The organism is Blautia sp. OF03-13 (assembly GCF_003460685.1).
Taxonomy (GTDB): Bacteria; Bacillota; Clostridia; order Lachnospirales; family Lachnospiraceae; genus Fusicatenibacter; species Fusicatenibacter saccharivorans.
Window position 1 is genome coordinate 1 of sequence record NZ_QTVR01000010.1, and the last position, 17,112, is coordinate 17,112.

At 41.8% G+C, this 17,112-nt stretch carries 18 protein-coding genes and 1 pseudogene; 16 read left to right on the forward strand and 3 right to left on the reverse strand.

Features of this window, described 5'->3' with window-relative positions; all coding sequences use genetic code 11:
• From DXA55_RS17410 to DXA55_RS09115, 3 genes and pseudogenes are all read left to right on the forward strand, one after another.
• Positions 1 to 241: pseudogene (locus DXA55_RS17410) on the forward strand (ABC transporter permease); the annotation flags it as partial.
• A gap of 19 nt (positions 242 to 260) precedes the next feature.
• Complete coding sequence (locus DXA55_RS09110; protein ID WP_023922618.1) at positions 261 to 938, forward strand: response regulator transcription factor; 678 nt, start codon at positions 261 to 263, stop codon at positions 936 to 938.
• Positions 935 to 1,918: a sensor histidine kinase gene (locus tag DXA55_RS09115; RefSeq protein ID WP_242998447.1), complete on the forward strand. Its 984-nt coding sequence runs from the start codon at positions 935 to 937 to the stop codon at positions 1,916 to 1,918. Before DXA55_RS09110 ends, DXA55_RS09115 begins: the two co-directional genes overlap by 4 nt.
• Before the next feature lie 90 nt (positions 1,919 to 2,008).
• Here DXA55_RS09115 and DXA55_RS09120 read toward each other — a convergent pair whose 3' ends face one another.
• Positions 2,009 to 2,257: a DUF6061 family protein gene (locus DXA55_RS09120; RefSeq protein ID WP_117813853.1), complete on the reverse strand. Its 249-nt coding sequence runs from the start codon at positions 2,255 to 2,257 to the stop codon at positions 2,009 to 2,011.
• A 433-nt stretch (positions 2,258 to 2,690) separates the two neighbouring features.
• Here DXA55_RS09120 and DXA55_RS09125 point away from each other — a divergent pair, with 433 nt between their 5' ends.
• From DXA55_RS09125 to DXA55_RS09180, 10 genes are all read left to right on the forward strand, one after another.
• A complete protein-coding gene (locus DXA55_RS09125) occupies positions 2,691 to 2,861 on the forward strand; it encodes a hypothetical protein (RefSeq protein ID WP_023922615.1) in 171 nt (56 codons plus the stop codon).
• A 141-nt stretch (positions 2,862 to 3,002) separates the two neighbouring features.
• Positions 3,003 to 3,902, forward strand: a complete 900-nt coding sequence (locus DXA55_RS09130) for a hypothetical protein (RefSeq protein WP_023922614.1) — start codon at positions 3,003 to 3,005, stop codon at positions 3,900 to 3,902.
• 427 nt (positions 3,903 to 4,329) lie between these two features.
• Positions 4,330 to 4,683, forward strand: coding sequence for a helix-turn-helix domain-containing protein (locus DXA55_RS09135; RefSeq protein WP_023922613.1), 354 nt, complete (start codon positions 4,330 to 4,332; stop codon positions 4,681 to 4,683).
• Positions 4,684 to 4,693: 10 nt separating this feature from the next.
• Positions 4,694 to 6,496 (forward strand): hypothetical protein, encoded by a 1,803-nt coding sequence (locus DXA55_RS09140; protein ID WP_023922612.1) that lies wholly within the window; start codon positions 4,694 to 4,696, stop codon positions 6,494 to 6,496.
• Positions 6,497 to 7,347: 851 nt separating this feature from the next.
• Positions 7,348 to 7,875 (forward strand): replication initiator protein A, encoded by a 528-nt coding sequence (locus DXA55_RS09155; RefSeq protein WP_117813855.1) that lies wholly within the window; start codon positions 7,348 to 7,350, stop codon positions 7,873 to 7,875.
• On the forward strand, positions 7,875 to 8,690 hold the full coding sequence (locus DXA55_RS09160) for an ATP-binding protein (RefSeq protein WP_117814001.1): 816 nt from the start codon (positions 7,875 to 7,877) through the stop codon (positions 8,688 to 8,690). Before DXA55_RS09155 ends, DXA55_RS09160 begins: the two co-directional genes overlap by 1 nt.
• Positions 8,687 to 8,896 carry a MerR family transcriptional regulator gene (locus tag DXA55_RS09165; protein ID WP_117813857.1) on the forward strand — a complete coding sequence of 70 codons (210 nt, stop codon included), beginning with the start codon at positions 8,687 to 8,689 and terminating at the stop codon, positions 8,894 to 8,896. The genes DXA55_RS09160 and DXA55_RS09165 overlap by 4 nt, the downstream gene beginning before the upstream one ends.
• A 133-nt stretch (positions 8,897 to 9,029) precedes the next feature.
• Entirely contained in the window at positions 9,030 to 10,229 is a 1,200-nt protein-coding gene (locus DXA55_RS09170; RefSeq protein WP_117813859.1) for a site-specific integrase, read from the forward strand.
• 179 nt (positions 10,230 to 10,408) lie between these two features.
• The gene (locus tag DXA55_RS09175) at positions 10,409 to 10,873 is read left to right on the forward strand and encodes a low molecular weight protein-tyrosine-phosphatase (protein WP_117814003.1); all 465 of its coding nucleotides are present in this window, start codon (positions 10,409 to 10,411) and stop codon (positions 10,871 to 10,873) included.
• A 229-nt stretch (positions 10,874 to 11,102) separates the two neighbouring features.
• Complete coding sequence (locus tag DXA55_RS09180; protein WP_117813861.1) at positions 11,103 to 12,041, forward strand: hypothetical protein; 939 nt, start codon at positions 11,103 to 11,105, stop codon at positions 12,039 to 12,041.
• Between the two features lie 122 nt (positions 12,042 to 12,163).
• Here the strand turns inward: DXA55_RS09180 and DXA55_RS09185 are convergent, their stop codons facing one another.
• Complete coding sequence (locus DXA55_RS09185) at positions 12,164 to 12,418, reverse strand: heavy-metal-associated domain-containing protein (RefSeq protein WP_022461058.1); 255 nt, start codon at positions 12,416 to 12,418, stop codon at positions 12,164 to 12,166.
• Between the two features lie 289 nt (positions 12,419 to 12,707).
• Here DXA55_RS09185 and DXA55_RS09190 point away from each other — a divergent pair, with 289 nt between their 5' ends.
• Complete coding sequence (locus tag DXA55_RS09190) at positions 12,708 to 13,610, forward strand: AraC family transcriptional regulator (RefSeq protein ID WP_055228413.1); 903 nt, start codon at positions 12,708 to 12,710, stop codon at positions 13,608 to 13,610.
• A 10-nt stretch (positions 13,611 to 13,620) separates the two neighbouring features.
• Here the strand turns inward: DXA55_RS09190 and DXA55_RS09195 are convergent, their stop codons facing one another.
• Entirely contained in the window at positions 13,621 to 14,955 is a 1,335-nt protein-coding gene (locus DXA55_RS09195; RefSeq protein ID WP_022461056.1) for an MATE family efflux transporter, read from the reverse strand.
• A gap of 314 nt (positions 14,956 to 15,269) precedes the next feature.
• On the opposite strand from DXA55_RS09195, the gene pckA reads away from it, so the two are divergent.
• Positions 15,270 to 16,874, forward strand: coding sequence for a phosphoenolpyruvate carboxykinase (ATP) (gene pckA / locus DXA55_RS09200; RefSeq protein ID WP_022461055.1), 1,605 nt, complete (start codon positions 15,270 to 15,272; stop codon positions 16,872 to 16,874).
• 33 nt (positions 16,875 to 16,907) lie between these two features.
• Positions 16,908 to 17,108, forward strand: coding sequence for a hypothetical protein (locus DXA55_RS16965; RefSeq protein WP_118601346.1), 201 nt, complete (start codon positions 16,908 to 16,910; stop codon positions 17,106 to 17,108).
• The last annotated feature ends 4 nt before the right edge of the window (positions 17,109 to 17,112 follow it).

The window sequence follows — 17,112 nt, forward strand, 5'->3', positions numbered from 1 at the left end:
GATTGCGTGGTTTATGGGACTTCCTGTATTGGTTGCAGCTGTCAGCAGTCTGTTTGGAGTCAGAGCGTTGTTTACAGGGATACTCTCGTCCCGAACCCGTGGGACAGTGTCTGAAATGCTACTTGTATCTACTGCTATGATTTTGCTGCTTTGCGTGATAGAATATATTTATATGAGAGTGGTCAAGCACTCCAGTGATCGGTATTTGCTGACACTGATGCAGTCGCAGAGAGAAGAATAATTGGGAAGGAGGTGCTGTCGTGAAAAGAATTGCTGTTGTGGAAGATGAAGTCTATATGCGGGAAGAACTCTGCAATATGCTCCAAAAGGACGGGTATCTTGTGGAGGCAATCACCGAGTTTGAAGATGCCGCTCGGCTCTTGGCAGCCCTCCGCCCTGACCTTGTGATCTTAGACCTGAATTTGCCGGAGATCAGTGGCTTTCAAATCTGCCAGGAGCTAAAGAATAAAACCGCTATCCCCGTCCTGGTGCTGACTTCCAGAGACCAGGTAAAGGATGAACTGCAAGCGTTCCAGTTGGGTGCAGATGAATATTTGACGAAGCCGTGCAGAAAAGACCGGCTTCTTGCCAGGGTATCCAATATTCTCAAAAGGTATGAAGGCCGTACCAACCTCATAGAGGGATTGGATTTCTTGTTGGATCAGCAGACTTACACACTTTATATTCATAACACCTCTGTGGTGCTTCCCAAAAATCAGGGAAAACTGTTGGTTGCTCTTTTGGCCAGTGGTGATGCTCTGGTCACGACGGAGCAGCTTTGCTTAGCACTATGGGGAACCACAGAATACATAGACGAAAATGCCTTGCAGGTTAACCTGACCCGGTTGAAAAAGACGATGTCCGGTCTGGAGATGAAGCAACGAATCGTTGCGGTTCGTGGGATGGGCTATCGTTTGGAAGCGGAGGTATCTCCATGAAGCAGTTTTGGCGCATAATAGAACGGTACTACCCTTGGCTGCTGTTGCTGCTGGGGGTGGATTGCTTTTGTTTTATCATTCTTTGGATTTCTGACATTCAGGCATTTCAGACCTTGATTGAGTTAGTGGTTCTGACAAGCATCCTTCTGTTTTCAGCGATCCTGTTTGTACTAAACAAGCGGGAGACCACCCGCCGGGAGCTGTTCCGGGATTTCCTCAGTGATCCTACCATCTGCAACGAGGAAAGGCTGCTCAGTGTCATCAGCCGGGAAGAAGGAGAATCTATCCGGCTTCTGGCCTCAGTTTTACAGGAACACAAAAATGAGAGCAGCAGTATGGCAGATGCCCTACGGGACTATGAAGAATATGTGGAAGGCTGGGCACATGAAGCGAAAACGCCCCTGTCGTTGCTGACCATGCTTTTGGATAACCGAATCGACGAAATATCGCCTTCCCTGCAAGCTAAGTTGGATTATGTCCGTAGTCAACTTCAGGAGAATGTCACGCAGATGCTTTACTATGCCCGGTTAAAGAGCAGTACAAAGGATTATCGGTTTGAAGATGTCAATTTGAATGACTGCTTGGGGGAAGTTCTGGAGGACTATGCCCCACTTCTGGAAGAAAAGCAGTTTGTAATTCTCAACAAACTGCAATATGAAACAGTTTATACAGACCGTAGAGGGATTCAGTTTATGTTGGGACAAATCGTGAGCAATTCCATCAAATATAGCAGCGATAGTCCCATGCTAATGATTTCCATGATACATTCGGAGACCGCAGATGTCCTTTCTGTTGAGGATAACGGCATTGGTGTAAAAAAATATGATCTGCCGTATATTTTTCAAAAGGGCTTTACCGGGGATTCTACTGACAGCCGAAAGAAAGCTACTGGTATAGGGCTTTACCTAGTTAAGAAGATGGCTGACGATCTAAACCTTCGTCTGGAGCTACTTCCCAGTGGGGAAAGGGCTTTAAGATAGTCATTTTCTTTCCAAAACTGAGATCCAACGGTGGAAAATAATATAAACAGAAAAACGCCCGCAGGATTTTCTCCTGCGGGCAGCATGTTGTCAGCTATCCAAAGGCTTGTATTCTGTTACAGTTTTCAAATAGGTTTCGGGATCGCCGTTCAAGATAAGGTCTGCATATCCAATCGGGTCATTATAAATCAGATAGTCAAGCTCTGACCGTTGATACATATTGTCGGCAACCTCGTTCTCCACTGCAATGGTATCAATCGCAATCATGCTGCTATCGGCGAATTTCAGTTCTACACAGCAGTTATCCATATTGTAGGCACAAGATATTAAGGTTTTCATGGTATGTCCTCCATAATTCGTAATATAAAGCGAAAATCCCGTCTGACTTCCTGTTAGAAATCAGACGGGATTTATCCGTATGCACCCCGGAAACCGTCAGCTAACAGTTGATAAGTAAATTAGTTCCTTATCACTGTTAAGCCAAGGCTTTGAGGTACTTTTTTTGATTTCAATGTGTCAAACTCCCGAAGAAGAGCAATGCAAAGGCGTTTTCCAGAAACAGTTCAAGATAATTTAATATAGCAGAAAGTGGCGCTTTGGCTTAGGCCGGGCGTTATTTTTGTGTGGTTTATTTTAGAGGTGTATGTTATTATAAAAAAGTATTGACAAACAGGATGATTGTGATATTCTATAGTATTCCAATTTATATTGGAATGGGCAACATGGCATACCGAGGTAATTGAAGCGTGGGCTTCAGAAAGGAGGTAGTGCTATGAGTAACTTATCCGTCACAATCGACTGGAAGTTTGTTGTTGCCCTTGGTGCGTCTGCAGTTGGAATCATTTTCGCAGTGAAAATGGATGACTACGCAGCCGAAAGAGTGTCAACCCAAATGGTTAATGCTTGCAAGGAGTTTGCAATTGCTGAACAGTGCAATTGTTAATTTCGTAGATAAGGGTGTATAGCCAAGAGGTTATATGCCCTTTTTTATTATTATGTTTGGGGGGGATTAAGTATGCATATACGAAATCGAATTTCAGATATAAAAAAAATAAGATGTAATGCGTGTCAGGACTATTTGAAGATGGTTGCTGTTGAAGATTGGAAAAATCAGTTATATGAGAAGACTCAGATAGCTGTAAAATATTCTCCAGCAAAGTATAAGCCTGCATATAAAATAATGAGAACAAGAGGTATCGAAAACTATGAAATTGACGATATGGATGTAACATTTATATCGGAGGTTATTCATAAATGTTCATATATATTCCCGTCCAAAGTTGAAACAAGAAAGGCAATAGAGCAACTTACGGAGGATAGAAATGTTAATGGTCATTCTGACGAAAATGAAGAGTGTGAGGAGTTATATAGATATGCGTTTCTTTCGCTTACGAATTTACAGCGTTTTATTGATACCGTTGATGAATGGGAAACTGATATCCCGGACGAGATTAGACTAGAATATAGGCAAAGATATTCAGCAGAAATTATTGAAATGCAAAAATCCATAGATGAAGAACGTATCGACCAGGTACAAAGAACAAAAGATATGGATAAAGACATTCAGAGGATTTTATCTAGTGACGATAGACTTAAAACTTGGTGTGACGTGATTAAAATCTATATGGATAGATCTTTTGTCATTGACCACAATATTGAGTTATATCAAGAGTTTATATTAAGAGCATCGAATGCAGGAATAATTCATGCACACGGACAAGCTGCCGACTACTATCTAAACACAGATAAGAATTGCGATGAAGCAGAGAAAAGAATGCGCTTATTGATGGAAGATAAGGATAATCTTTCAGCGGGGGATGTCCATTCTATTATGTCTGCAATTTCAATGTATATGATACGTGGAAATGTATTGTCAGATGGATTAGAAGATGTGGTGGTTACTTTGATAAACTGGGGATATCCGATTGAGAAGGATAGCACGGGTGTGTATGTAATGTTGAGCAAAAGGGAAAAATCTTTGTAGTCAACCATCCCGGTTTTACTACTATTTCGACTACTACATTTGTAGATGTACTTGCTAAATCTTTCCAAAGTGTAGTAAACTTTGGCAAAAATAATGAAAAAAGAGAAATGCCAAGAAATCCCGTAAAATGGGGCAAATCTTGGAATAAAGCGATAAATCACGAAACCTATTCTAAAGCTTTTCGTTTGCCAAGGCAGGACGCGTACTTTTTGGACAAAGCCTTATAAATCCAGTGCTTTTCTAATACATCTACATGATTTACATAGATTCCAGAAGACCTCGACTTGCAAAATAATCCTTTAGAAAACAACGGATAGCATTCGTGCTACCCGTTATTTTTTATGTATAATAGTCGGGAATGCTGACAAATTGGATGGGATATGATATATTGAAAGAAGTAAGTATATCTGACATTTTGGAGGCGAAGATGAAACGTACAATTGGAGAAAGATTAAAAAAAGCAAGAAAAGATGCCAAGATTCGACAGGGTGCTGCAGCTGAAAAGATGGAGATGTCTCGAACGACTTTAAGTGCAATAGAATCAGACAAAAGACTGGTCTGGGCTGAGGAGATTACAAAGTTTGCAGAGATGTATAAGGTAAGTGCGAATGAATTGTTATATGGATTTGCGGATGAATTTCCGGAGATAGAGTTCGAAGCGTTTCTTGGCAATTCTGAAATTAGAATGATCAACTATTCACTTCTTTATGATCGATTAAATGACAAAGACAAGGACAAAGTAATGAAGTATATAGTTTCTCTTTTAGAACAACAGAATTGAGGATTAATGGATGGATTTAGAAAAAATAGCAACCAGTGCAATCGTATCTTCAATATCTAAAACAGATACGTTGAGTGGATTTATAAATGATGGAGATAAAGAACCGTGTTGGGATGGCAATATTTATATACATGAAAATTCCAGACATTCGAAGAAGAATATTAAAAGAATACCTACTCAGGTTAAGGGGAAAGCTGTCAAGACAAAATCGGTGAAAGATAAAATTAAATATCGGGTCAAATATGATGATTTAAAAGCATACATGATGGATGGTGGAACATTGTTCTTTGTTGTGTATATTGAAAAAGAGACAGGTGAAGCACTTCAAATATACTACGCAGATCTTTTGCCTATTAGAATTATGAAAATACTGGAGCAAACGCAGGACTCTTATTCCATAGATTTTTTCAGTTTTCCATCAGATAATAAAGAAAAAATAGAAGTAGTTCTTAACGCATATAATGATGCTCAAAGACAAAAAAGTTTTGCAGGGAAAAGGTTGCCAACGATAGACGAATTGAACCGAAAGGGAATAATGGAAAGCCTCAGTTTTCACGTTACTCATGTAGGAAAAGAGATATCTCCAAATACAATTCCACAGGTAATGGAAGGCAAATCAATTACATTATATGCAAATATTAAAGGCAATCCTATAGGGATTCCAGTTGAACAACATCAGAATATTACACAGGTTACAACATGTCAGAAATTTGATAAGAAAATTTTTGTTAACGGAATAGAATACTATAATCATTATCTTGTTTTACATAGTGCATTTGATACGAAATTGATTATTGGTAATTGTCTAACGATGACAACACCGGTAGTTGCAGATGCAAATGAATCATCTATCAAAACCACAATTCATATCGATGTCAAAGGTACTTTACGAGAACAAATTAAAGGATTCGAGTTTATCCAAGCGGTTTACGCCAATAATGGATATGAGATTGAAAATACTCATATTTCAATCCTTCTAAAAGAAAAACACTTTGAAGAAAAAATACAAGGGTATTCTAATAGATTGAGTTGGTTAAAGTATATTTTGGATTTGTTGAAATCTATGCATGTTAAAAAAGATTTAGAAATTGAGAATTTCAGTGAGGAGGATGAGAAAAATCTTAATTTCTTGATTGCTGCACATGGCAAACATAAACCCGTTCGAGAGGAAGAGAGACAATTAGAGTGCCTTCAATTATTAAAAATATCAAATATTTCATTAGGTGTTATATATATCAAACACACTGATGGATACTATTATATGCATGATTATTTTGGAGAGCATCTGGAGTCTTATTGGAAAGATGGTGATAAAGCAACACGAATTTCACAGTTTACCGTAATGACTATGGCCGATTTCTTAAAATATGATAATATACGTCTTCCAATGATTGCTGATGATTTTAAATTATTACCATGTTCAGAGGAAATAATCAACGAGGCAAATCTTTTGATGCTCGAAATGATAAAGGCATATGATAAATCAAAAAATGATGAACTACTAGTTACAGCAAAAAAAATAAATGATTGGCTTCAGGAGCATCCTAAATTGATTGGAAGAGAAGTTTGTATTATCAATAAATACCAAATTAAGATCCGAAAAACATATCTAGGTTATTCTGATAAAGCGGAACTATTTTCGATTATTGAGAAATCAGAGAATAACAATTATCGGGCGGGGGCATTTATCTTATTGGGAGAATTTGATGAAGCAAAAAAGATTTTTGACTCTTATGGTGAAGAGCAAATGCAAGAGTTCATCAATTATCCAATATATACATTGTATCAGCAGAGCGGAGAGAACTTAATGTAGAATTGAATGATGAATTATAATAAATACATCAAGTCGAAACAAATTTCAGAGAGAGGAGGTGCTCAACATGATCGTATTGAGCTTTTTATGGGATACATTTAAATTAATTCTCAAATTACCGGTATTACTTTGCTTGGGGATTATATATTCAGTTGTAGGTATGATCAGAGGAATATACAGCATCTTCCACGCATTTTACTGGGTATTTCTTACACTTGCATGCAATGATACTATGGATAAATACCGTGTCAGCCATAAAATCAATTCTACGTTAAAAACATACCGTCTAGACAGCTACTTTTTTAGCTATTATCCAAAAGACATATAATATATAGGCTCAAATGGTGAAAGTGCCCATTTGGGCCTATTATTGTATGAATTCATGTGTACAACCAGAGCAAGATCCACCCGTGTATTACAGTATTGTCATTTTGACAATTTTGTATTACTTACGAGTAGCAGACTTGATGGAGATAACGTCCCCATACCCACGTGAAAATATAATTGCCGGCAATTACATTTTAGCAGATATGCAAGCATATCTGGATAAGAATTACAGACAACAAAATAATGAAATTTGATAAGGCATTCACTTGGAATAGGTGAGTGTTTTTTGTTTTCAAATATTTAATTAATCGAAAAAAATAAAAAAAAGTTTTCCTCAGGGGGCTATAAAAATGCCTCTCAGCGTTTCGTTTTATGTAAGGGTATTTTTGACAGGAAAAAATAAAAATTTTCATCAAGAGCCTGTATTTATGCCCTTCATCTTTTGAATATGTGTAAGGACATTTTTGAGCCGGCAGAAAAATGTTTTTTACAACAATTAGAAATAGAAACGAGGCGAGAAAAGAATGCAATATGAATACATGAAGGAGTCAGAGCAGATGCTTCAGTACTTCCAGTTTCCGAAGTTTTTGTTAAAGCTGTCAATCTCTCAAAATGCAAAATTTCTTTATATGATTTTGTATGACCGGGCACGGATATCGAGAAAGAATAGCTGGATAGACAAGTATGGAAATGTTTATCTGATATTTCCAATAGAGGAATTGTCTGTTCAAATCGGCAAATGCAAATCTTCTGTAAAAACAGCATTGAAGGAATTAGATGATATGGGATTATTGGTTCGCAGGTCCGGCGGATTTTCAAAACCCAATCATTTGTATGTGAGAATTCCATCTGATGAGATGGTTTTACAGCCGGTTGATGATAAGGCGGATGAAAAGATAGCTGCAACAGAGCCGGAAAAGCAACCATCATCTGGTCGTAAAAATGGCTGTGCAGAAGTCGGAAATATGGCACCTAGTAAAGTAACTGAGAAATATAAAAGAAATAAATATCATGAAGTAAATTATTGCTATGGGGAAGGAGAGAGTTTGTGATAAGAGAAGAAGATACTGTATGTGTAGGCAATGATGGTTTGCAATATTGCAAAGTCTGTGGGGAAGCGAAAGAAGTATTTTTCCCCAAGGGTGGATTTATGGGGATGAAGAAACATTCCAGGCAATGTGCCTGTGACAGAAAAGCGTATGAAGAAGAACAAAAATATTTTAAAGACAAAGAGCACCGGGAATTAGTTAGTAGAAATACGAGCATCTGTTTTGACGAGAGCAGAATGGAAGAGTGGACATTTGAGAATGCAGATATGTCAGATGCGGTAATGCATAAGGCAAAAAAATATGTTGATAACTGGGAGGAAATGAAAAGAAATCATATAGGCTGTTTGTTCTGGGGACCAGTTGGTACCGGGAAAAGTTATATTGCCGGGTGTATTGCCAATGCTCTTCTTAAACGAGAAGTAACGGTAAAGATGACAAATTTCAATACTATTATCGATGATATATTTCCGCTGGCAGACAAAACGGAATATATCAATGCATTGGCTTCTTACCAGCTTTTGATTGTTGATGATCTTGGAGTGGAACGAAATTCAGAATATGCGTTAGGAATTATTTTCAGTGTCATAGACCGCAGGATCCGTTCGGGACGACCTTTAATCATCACAACCAATCTTCCACTGAAAGAAATAAAAAACGAGACCATGTTAGATAAAAGACGTATCTATGACCGTATTTTAGAAATGTGTACGCCTATGTATGTTGGAGGCATAAGCAAACGAGAAGTGATTGCAAGTATGAAAATGGAGAAAGCGAAAAAGTTGTTGAATACAAACAAAGGGGAGGAGGACTGCGAATGAATCATACAGAAAAAACAATACCTGTTTGGAAGAAATATTCTTTAAATGTTTCCGAAGCGGCTGAATATTACGGAATTGGCGAAAAGAGATTAAGACAGATCGTAGGTGAAAATGAAGGAGCAGATTTTATTTTGGAAGTAGGTTCTCATATCCGATTCAAAAGGAAATTATTTGAAGATTATCTGGATACAGCCAGTACAGTTTAAGTAACAGAATAGAAAAATAGTAGTAAAAATAATGTTCATTTTATCTTAGCGAAGGGAAGGTCTTGTGGTATAATGAATAAACCGAGACGGTCTTCCAAGTTAAATGAACATTTAATGAAGGAGACGAAATATTATGAGTGAAAAAAGGAGAGATCATAGAGGACGTATATTACACAATGGAGAAATACAGTTATCTGATGGCAGATATCGATTTAAGTATGTCGATAAGATGGGAAAGGAGCACTGTGTATATAGCTGGCGCTTAGACCATAACGATGCAACTCCGAAAGGAAAGCGCCGTACTTTGTCGCTTCGGGAGATGGAGAAAAAAATCCAGGCGGACCATTTCGAGCAGATTGCAACAAATGGCGGAAATATGACGGTACTGGAACTTGTTGAAAAATATACATCAACCAAAACCGGTGTCAGACCTACTACAGTTGCAGGATACGGAACAGTTATCAATTTATTGAAGAAAGATCCATTTGGAAAAAGAAGGATTGATACGGTACGGATTTCAGATGCAAAATGTTGGCTGATACATCTTCAGCAGGTAGAAAAGAAAAGCTATAGTTCCATCCATTCAATCCGAGGAGTTCTTCGTCCGGCATTTCAGTTGGCGGTGGATGATGATTTGATCAGGAAAAATCCATTTCAGTTTCAGCTGATGGAAGTGGTCGTGAATGATAGTGTGACAAGAGAGGCAATCAGCAGAGCACAGGAACGAAAGTTTCTGCGGTTTGTGAAGGAGGATCCTCATTTTTGCAGGTATTATGAAGGAATCTACATATTATTCAAGACAGGTCTTCGCATCTCGGAATTTTGTGGTTTAACGATTTCTGATATTGATTTCAAGGAGCATACGATCAACATCGATCATCAATTGCAGAAAAAATCAAAAATCGGATATTATATTCAAGAAACAAAGACAACCAGCGGAACAAGAAAGATACCTATGACTGCAGATGTAGAGGAATGCTTTCGGAAAATAATAGAAAAACGAAACCCGCCCAAAGCAGAACCTATAGTAGATGGAAAAAGTGGATTCTTATACTTTGATAAAAACGGAAGTATTTGTTATTCTCTGCACTGGGAGCATTACTTTCAACACATCATTCAGAAATATAATAATACTTACAAAGTACAGATGAATGTTATCACACCGCATGTATGTCGGCACACCTATTGCTCAAATATGGCAAAATCCGGAATGAATCCAAAAGCATTGCAATATTTGATGGGCCACTCAGATATCAGCGTAACGCTGAATACATATACGCATGTAAATCTTGAGGATGCCAGAGAAGAAATCGCCAGACTTCGGATTGTGTAATTACGATTTTTAATTGATAACAGCAAGGTGTAAAATAGAAAAATATACACCTTATTTTACACCTTTTGCGGACGATATTATGCGAAAATAAACCAGGTTATGCCAGAAAGCAAAAATTTACAAAGGCTTACAAAGCCCGAAAAACCAAGAAAAACTAAGAAATGCGAGGTTATGCAACAATGATAAAAGTACTCTTTATTTGTCACGGCAATATTTGCCGCTCGACTCTTGCTGAGAGCGTATTCACCCACAAAGTAAATTCCCTCGGCCTTACCCACAATTTTGAAATCGACAGCTTCGCCACCAGCCGTGAGGAGATCGGCAATCCGCCGCACTACGGGACAGTCAATAAACTGCGCGAGGAGCACATTCCGCTCGTGCCGCATCACGCAAAGCAGATTACATGGAAGGATTACGAGCGCGCCGACTACATCATCGGCATGGATACCGCGAATATCCGCAATCTGAACCGGATGCTGAAGAATGATCCGGATGGAAAGGTTTACAAATTTCTTTCCTTCACCGGTTCCGGCCGCGATATTGCGGATCCGTGGTATACGGGAGATTTTGAGGCGACGTACCGCGATGTCGTGGAGGGATGCAACGGCTTTCTGGCGTATCTGCGCCGGGAAGGAAAAATCTGAAAAACAAAAAGCGCCGAAAACAAGGCCAGTGCCCATTTGCAGAGAATGCGGCACTGGCCTTTTACTATAAGAAAATCCTATAGCCACTCCAAAGAATTAGCAATTAGACGTAACCAGACAGATATGGTATGATAACCGCATAGAAAACATAGCGAAATAATAGGAAAACAAAAGCTTTCTTATTTGAAAATTCATTCGATAGAACACGCGAAAGAGAGGCAGAAAATCAATGGCGAATTATGATTATGAGATTATAAATGGAAGAAAAATCCGCGTAAGACCAAAAGAAACCGTATCGGAGATCGACAAAAACGGCTATTTCCGCAGACAGCCGAATCACTTCACGACTCTGTTCGGCGACGGTGAAAACGATCTGAAGGCAGAAGGTAATAAGAGATACCGTCTCGTCTGGGCAAAGCTGTGCCACTGGTCCAACCGCGCGGCGATCGTAAGAGAGCTGGAGGGCCTGGAAGATCAGATTTCCGTCAATATGGTAGAACATGCCCCGCATGAGAAAAACCTTGGCTGGGAATACGTTTACAATGAAAACAACATCGACCCGGTGCTCGGTGATCAGTTCCTCTCTGAGGCGTATTACCGTGCTGATGATGATTACCAGGGAAGAACGACCGTTCCGGCGCTGATCGACACAACGACGGGAAAGGTAGTCAACAACGATTACAACTGGCTGACCACTTATTTCGAGGTCAACTTCCGCCCATGGCACAAAAAAGGCGCGCCGGAGCTGTATCCGGTGGAGCTGCGGGAAGAGATTGACAAGATGAATCTCTGGCTCTTCGATAATATCAACAACGCGGTATACCGCAGTTCCTTCTCCAGAAGCAACGAAGGCCATTTCGACGGTGTGAACACCTTCTTTGCAGATTTTGCCGTGCCGCTGGCAGACGCCAAGGGAAGAATTGAGGGAGAGGAAGACGGCTTCCGCGCCAGCACACACTACGATCTGGCACTTCCGAAGATTGACTGGGATGCACAGTGGAAGGTTTCGACCGAGCGCGCCTACCTGTCCTCAGACCCGACCCATCCGATCTATCTTGGAAACAACCGCAGATTCTACATCGACCCGACCTGGTACGATCTGGGCGCAGAATCTCCGAAAAAAGAGGAGAAAGAAACGCCGCCGTCCTGCGGATGCTGCTGCGGCTGATCAAATCATAGATAAAAAATAGAAAACACCGTTTCAGAGGCAGATTTCCAAAAGGAAATAAACTTCTGAAACGGTGCTTTTTTCCGACGCACAAACTGCAAAAGGAAAGGCATGAAATCCGCTTATCGTCCGAAATGGAAAAATCCCTTTTTTTCATACGGCTCACTCGTATACGAAACCAGCTCATATCCGATGTCCTTGATCTGCTGTTTCAGATACGGAATATCGAGCGGCGCTTCGCTGATGACAACGGTCTCGCCGTTTTTTGCAGAAGAGTTTACTTTCTTTGGAGAGCAGCTCTTGCGGACTACATCATTCATATGGGATTCGCACATGCCGCACATCATACCATCAATTTTTAAGACTGTTTTAATCATACAATACCTGCTTTCTTCCGGGAATACAGCGAAACGAAAGCGTGCCGGACTGTATTCCTGGAGTTTGATGAAAAATTTGAAATCACATACCCTATCGGGGTATCTAAAATATAGCGCGGATGAAAAGAAATGTCAATAAGCTGATAAAATATGATAATTATTATCATTTAAGAAGGAAAAATACGGTCATGGAAGGGCGATTCGCCGGCAGAACATGGAAACTTGCCGGAATCGCAAAGTTCGTGTTACAATTGGGACAGCAGAGCAAAACAAGAGAGGAGACAAAAATATGCTCTCACAGATGAATTACCGAAAAGAAACACAGCCCCACGGTGATGAGCTTTTTCCGCTGAGCATTCACGTTTTCGAGACAGACCTGCAGAGTACCGTGCGGGTGTACTGCCACTGGCATGAGGAAGTGGAGCTCTTTTATGCAGTAAAGGGCGAAGCTGTTTTTCATATGGATACCGAGACCTTTCTCCTGCGGGAAGGGGAGACCGCCTTTGTCAATGCAAACCGTCTGCATGAGGTAGAGGGAATCGACGGACAGGAATTTACGTTTCTTGCCGTTGTATTCCAGCCGCGTTTTCTGTCCGGCACATCGCTTGACCGGATCCAGCAGCAGTATATCGAACCAGTGCTGTCCTCCGAGATCCGTTTTCCATCCAAGACAGAGCGGGGGACACGCCTTGCAGAAAAAACGGCACAGGCCATGCAGGAGATCCGAAATCTGCAGGAAAGAAAAGAACCGGGCTGGGAGCTGCTGTTAAAAGCGGAACTTCTGAAAATCTGGCAGGGATATTACAGTGCGGCAGAAAAGAACGGCGGAAAAACGGATGCCTCGACGAATTACCGTGTCAGCAGAATGAAAGAGATCCTCACATACATGAATGCTCATTTCTGTGAGGATCTCGAAATCGCGGAACTGGCGAGCCAGTTTCATATGAGTGAGAGCGCTTTCTGCCGCTTCTTTAAGTCGATTATGCATATTTCCGCCGTGACGTATGTCAATAACCTGCGGATTGCCGAGAGCTGCCGGCTGCTGCTTTCCACCGAGGAGGCGATCAGCAAGATTGCGAGCGACTGCGGATTCCGAAATATCAGCTATTTTAACCGAGTCTTCCAGGAACGCATGCACCAGACGCCGGGGCAGTTCCGCAGTTTATCCGCAGAAAACCGTACTGCGATATAAGATTCGGAACTTATGCAGGCTTCTGCGATCGGAATGCACGCCGCAGGAAGAAAAGTCCGGTCATATCAGCCAGTGCCCAGCCGATCGGAATGGCGATCCAGATTCCGGCAACGCCAAGCGCCGTGGCGGAGAAAAGGTATGCCAGCGCCACACGCATGCCAAGCGAAATGACGGTCAGAACAACCGACATCTCGGCGCGTTTGACAGCGCGGTAATACCCGTACAGCAGAAACAGCCATCCGATGCCGAGATAGAACGAGCCTTCCAGCCGCAGGTACTGTACGCCGATCGCGATGACCTCCATTTCTGATGCTTTCACGAAAATCTGCATCAGCGGATGCGCGAACAGATTGACAAGCAGAGAAATGACGATGGAAAAAGCAGCGCTCAGTGCAAAAGCATCTTTCGTGCCGCGCCGGATCCGCTCGTGATTTCCGGCCCCGTAATTCTGTGCGGTGAAAGTGGAGTAGGCATTTCCGAAATCCTGCACCGGCAGATAGGCAAAGGTATCAATTTTCACCGCGGCCGCAAATGCCGCCATGACCGCCGGACCGAAGCTGTTGACGAGCCCCTGTACCATCAGAATGCCGAAATTCATGACCGACTGCTGAATGCAGGTCATCGAAGAAAGATTCAGAATCTCTTTTAAAATGGAATGGCTGAAACGCCATTCTTTTTTTGACGGCAGCCACATGCGGCAGCGGAGCAGCACATAGAGCAGAATACCGACGGCGGACACATACTGCGCAAGAACCGTAGCGAGCGCCGCGCCTGCGATGCCGAACGGCAGTACAGCGACAAAGAGCAGATCCAGTGCAATGTTCAGCACAGCAGAGACAGCGAGAAAAATCAGCGGCACAGAAGAGTTTCCGAGCGCGCGCAGCATACAGGAAAAGAAATTGTATACGGATGTTGCAATAAGGCCGGCAAAGATAATCAGAAGATACGTCCGCATGCCGGGACGGACTTCATCCGGGACGCGAAGAAACGTAAGGATCGGCTCGATGCCTGCATAAACAGCGAGATTCAGCACGAGCGTAACGGCAAGGATCAGCAGAAACGCGTGGAGAATCGAAAGTTTTAAAGAAGAAAGATCTTTTCGTCCCTGATAAATCGAAAAGAGCGCACCGGCGCCCATCGACAGGCCGAGAAAAATGGAAGTCAGAAACGTCATCAGCGTATAGGAGGAGCCGACGGCGGCGAGCGCATTGCTTCCGAGAACGCGTCCGACGATCAGGGTGTCGGCAATGTTGTAAAACTGCTGCAACAGATTTCCTGCGATCATCGGCAGGGCAAACAGGATAAGAGAGCGGGAGATTTTCCCGCGGGTCAGATCGTAATACATAAAGAAACTTCTTTCCGAACATAATTGTTAATATTATAACATAAAAAATCAAAAAATGTCAATTTGCAGGATGAAGTGTACAAAAGTGCAATTGTCAGAAAATTTCGAAAAATCGAAGTTTATAAAATTTTTACAGATTTTGGGACACGTTCTGTAAAAAAACGGAAGATTTTCAGTTGATTTTTTTGGCCTTTTATGTATAATTAGAGTAGAAGAGGCCGGCTGGTCCGGTTTCTTAAAAAGGATACCTTCAAATTTCTGCATTTTGCAGAATGAAGCAGTATTACTATCAAAGGAAAGAGGTTAATTACAAGATGGCACAGATCGATTTAACAAAGTATGGCATCACCGGTACCACAGAAATTGTGTACAACCCTTCTTATGAGCAGTTATTTGAGGAAGAGACAAAACCAGAGCTGGAAGGCTATGAAAAAGGCCGGGAGACAGAGCTTGGTGCAGTTAACGTTATGACCGGTATCTATACAGGCCGTTCACCGAAAGACAAATACATCGTTGTGGACGAGAATTCGAAAGATACTGTATGGTGGACTTCCGATGAGTACAAAAACGATAACCATCCGGCAACCCAGGAAGCATGGGCAGCAGTAAAAGAGATCGCAAAAAAAGAGCTCTCCAACAAAAGACTGTTCGTTGTAGATGCATTCTGCGGTGCAAATAAAGATACCCGTATGGCTATCCGCTTCATCGTTGAGGTAGCTTGGCAGGCACATTTCGTAACTAACATGTTCATCAAACCTACAGCAGAAGAGCTTGAGAACTTCGAGCCGGATTTCGTTGTATACAACGCATCCAAAGCAAAAGTTGAGAATTACAAAGAGCTGGGTCTGAACTCTGAGACAGCAGTAGTATTCAACATCACAAGCCGTGAGCAGGTTATCATCAACACATGGTACGGCGGAGAGATGAAGAAAGGTATGTTCTCCATGATGAACTACTATCTGCCGCTGAAAGGCATCGCTTCCATGCACTGCTCTGCAAACACAGACCTGAACGGTGAGAACACTGCAATCTTCTTTGGACTTTCCGGAACAGGAAAAACAACACTTTCCACAGACCCGAAACGTCTTCTGATCGGTGATGACGAGCACGGCTGGGACGACAACGGAGTATTCAACTTCGAGGGCGGCTGCTATGCAAAAGTTATCAACCTGGACAAAGAGTCTGAGCCGGATATCTACAATGCGATCAGACGTGACGCTCTGCTTGAGAACGTTACTGTTGATGCAGAAGGCAAAATTGACTTCAATGATAAGAGCGTAACCGAGAATACTCGTGTATCTTATCCGATCAACCACATTGAGAACATCGTTCGCCCGATTTCTTCTGCACCGGCAGCTAAGAATGTTATCTTCCTGTCCGCAGACGCATTCGGCGTACTTCCGCCAGTATCTATTCTGACACCAGAGCAGACTCAGTACTATTTCCTGTCCGGATTTACTGCAAAACTTGCAGGAACCGAGCGCGGAATTACCGAGCCGACTCCTACCTTCTCTGCATGCTTCGGCCAGGCATTCCTGGAGCTGCACCCAACCAAATATGCAGAAGAGCTTGTTAAGAAAATGGAGAAGAGCGGAGCAAAAGCATACCTGGTTAACACAGGCTGGAACGGAACCGGAAAACGTATCTCCATCCGTGATACCCGTGGAATCATCGATGCAATCTTAAGCGGTGCTATCAACGAAGCTCCGACGAAGACTATTCCGTACTTCAACTTCGAAGTTCCGACTGAACTTCCGGGCGTTGATCCGGCTATCCTGGATCCTCGCGATACCTATGCTGATGCTTCCGAGTGGGAGACCAAAGCACTGGATCTGGCTGAAAGATTCATCAAGAACTTTGCAAAATATGAAGGAAACGCTGCTGGTAAAGCACTTGTTTCCGCTGGTCCGCAGAAATAAATTTTCTGAATTGACCGAAAGGAAGCCCCTGACATGAAAGTGTCAGGGGCTTTCTTTTATGAAAATATCTGGAGAAATAAAATAGTTTCCTGCCCGAAAGTACAGACTGATGGGACAGGAAACTATTTTACAGCACACTCTAAAATAATGCAAAAAATTTCAGCACCACAGAGCGTGAATTGTTGCGTCACTGGTTTTCGCCGTACCCTGATACGCCTTCAAAATAGAAAATAAGGCA

What these genes read in the sequence shown, in the direction of transcription:
- DXA55_RS09115 (WP_242998447.1), top strand. Translation starts at nt 935, where the DNA reads ATGAAGCAGTTTTGGCGCATAATAGAACGGTACTACCCTTGGCTGCTG.
- DXA55_RS09120 (WP_117813853.1), bottom strand. Translation starts at nt 2,257, where the DNA reads ATGAAAACCTTAATATCTTGTGCCTACAATATGGATAACTGCTGTGTA.
- DXA55_RS09125 (WP_023922615.1), top strand. Translation starts at nt 2,691, where the DNA reads ATGAGTAACTTATCCGTCACAATCGACTGGAAGTTTGTTGTTGCCCTT.
- DXA55_RS09130 (WP_023922614.1), top strand. Translation starts at nt 3,003, where the DNA reads ATGGTTGCTGTTGAAGATTGGAAAAATCAGTTATATGAGAAGACTCAG.
- DXA55_RS09135 (WP_023922613.1), top strand. Translation starts at nt 4,330, where the DNA reads ATGAAACGTACAATTGGAGAAAGATTAAAAAAAGCAAGAAAAGATGCC.
- DXA55_RS09140 (WP_023922612.1), top strand. Translation starts at nt 4,694, where the DNA reads ATGGATTTAGAAAAAATAGCAACCAGTGCAATCGTATCTTCAATATCT.
- DXA55_RS09155 (WP_117813855.1), top strand. Translation starts at nt 7,348, where the DNA reads ATGCAATATGAATACATGAAGGAGTCAGAGCAGATGCTTCAGTACTTC.
- DXA55_RS09165 (WP_117813857.1), top strand. Translation starts at nt 8,687, where the DNA reads ATGAATCATACAGAAAAAACAATACCTGTTTGGAAGAAATATTCTTTA.
- DXA55_RS09170 (WP_117813859.1), top strand. Translation starts at nt 9,030, where the DNA reads ATGAGTGAAAAAAGGAGAGATCATAGAGGACGTATATTACACAATGGA.
- DXA55_RS09175 (WP_117814003.1), top strand. Translation starts at nt 10,409, where the DNA reads ATGATAAAAGTACTCTTTATTTGTCACGGCAATATTTGCCGCTCGACT.
- DXA55_RS09180 (WP_117813861.1), top strand. Translation starts at nt 11,103, where the DNA reads ATGGCGAATTATGATTATGAGATTATAAATGGAAGAAAAATCCGCGTA.
- DXA55_RS09185 (WP_022461058.1), bottom strand. Translation starts at nt 12,418, where the DNA reads ATGATTAAAACAGTCTTAAAAATTGATGGTATGATGTGCGGCATGTGC.
- DXA55_RS09190 (WP_055228413.1), top strand. Translation starts at nt 12,708, where the DNA reads ATGCTCTCACAGATGAATTACCGAAAAGAAACACAGCCCCACGGTGAT.
- DXA55_RS09195 (WP_022461056.1), bottom strand. Translation starts at nt 14,955, where the DNA reads ATGTATTACGATCTGACCCGCGGGAAAATCTCCCGCTCTCTTATCCTG.
- pckA (WP_022461055.1), top strand. Translation starts at nt 15,270, where the DNA reads ATGGCACAGATCGATTTAACAAAGTATGGCATCACCGGTACCACAGAA.
- DXA55_RS16965 (WP_118601346.1), top strand. Translation starts at nt 16,908, where the DNA reads ATGAAAGTGTCAGGGGCTTTCTTTTATGAAAATATCTGGAGAAATAAA.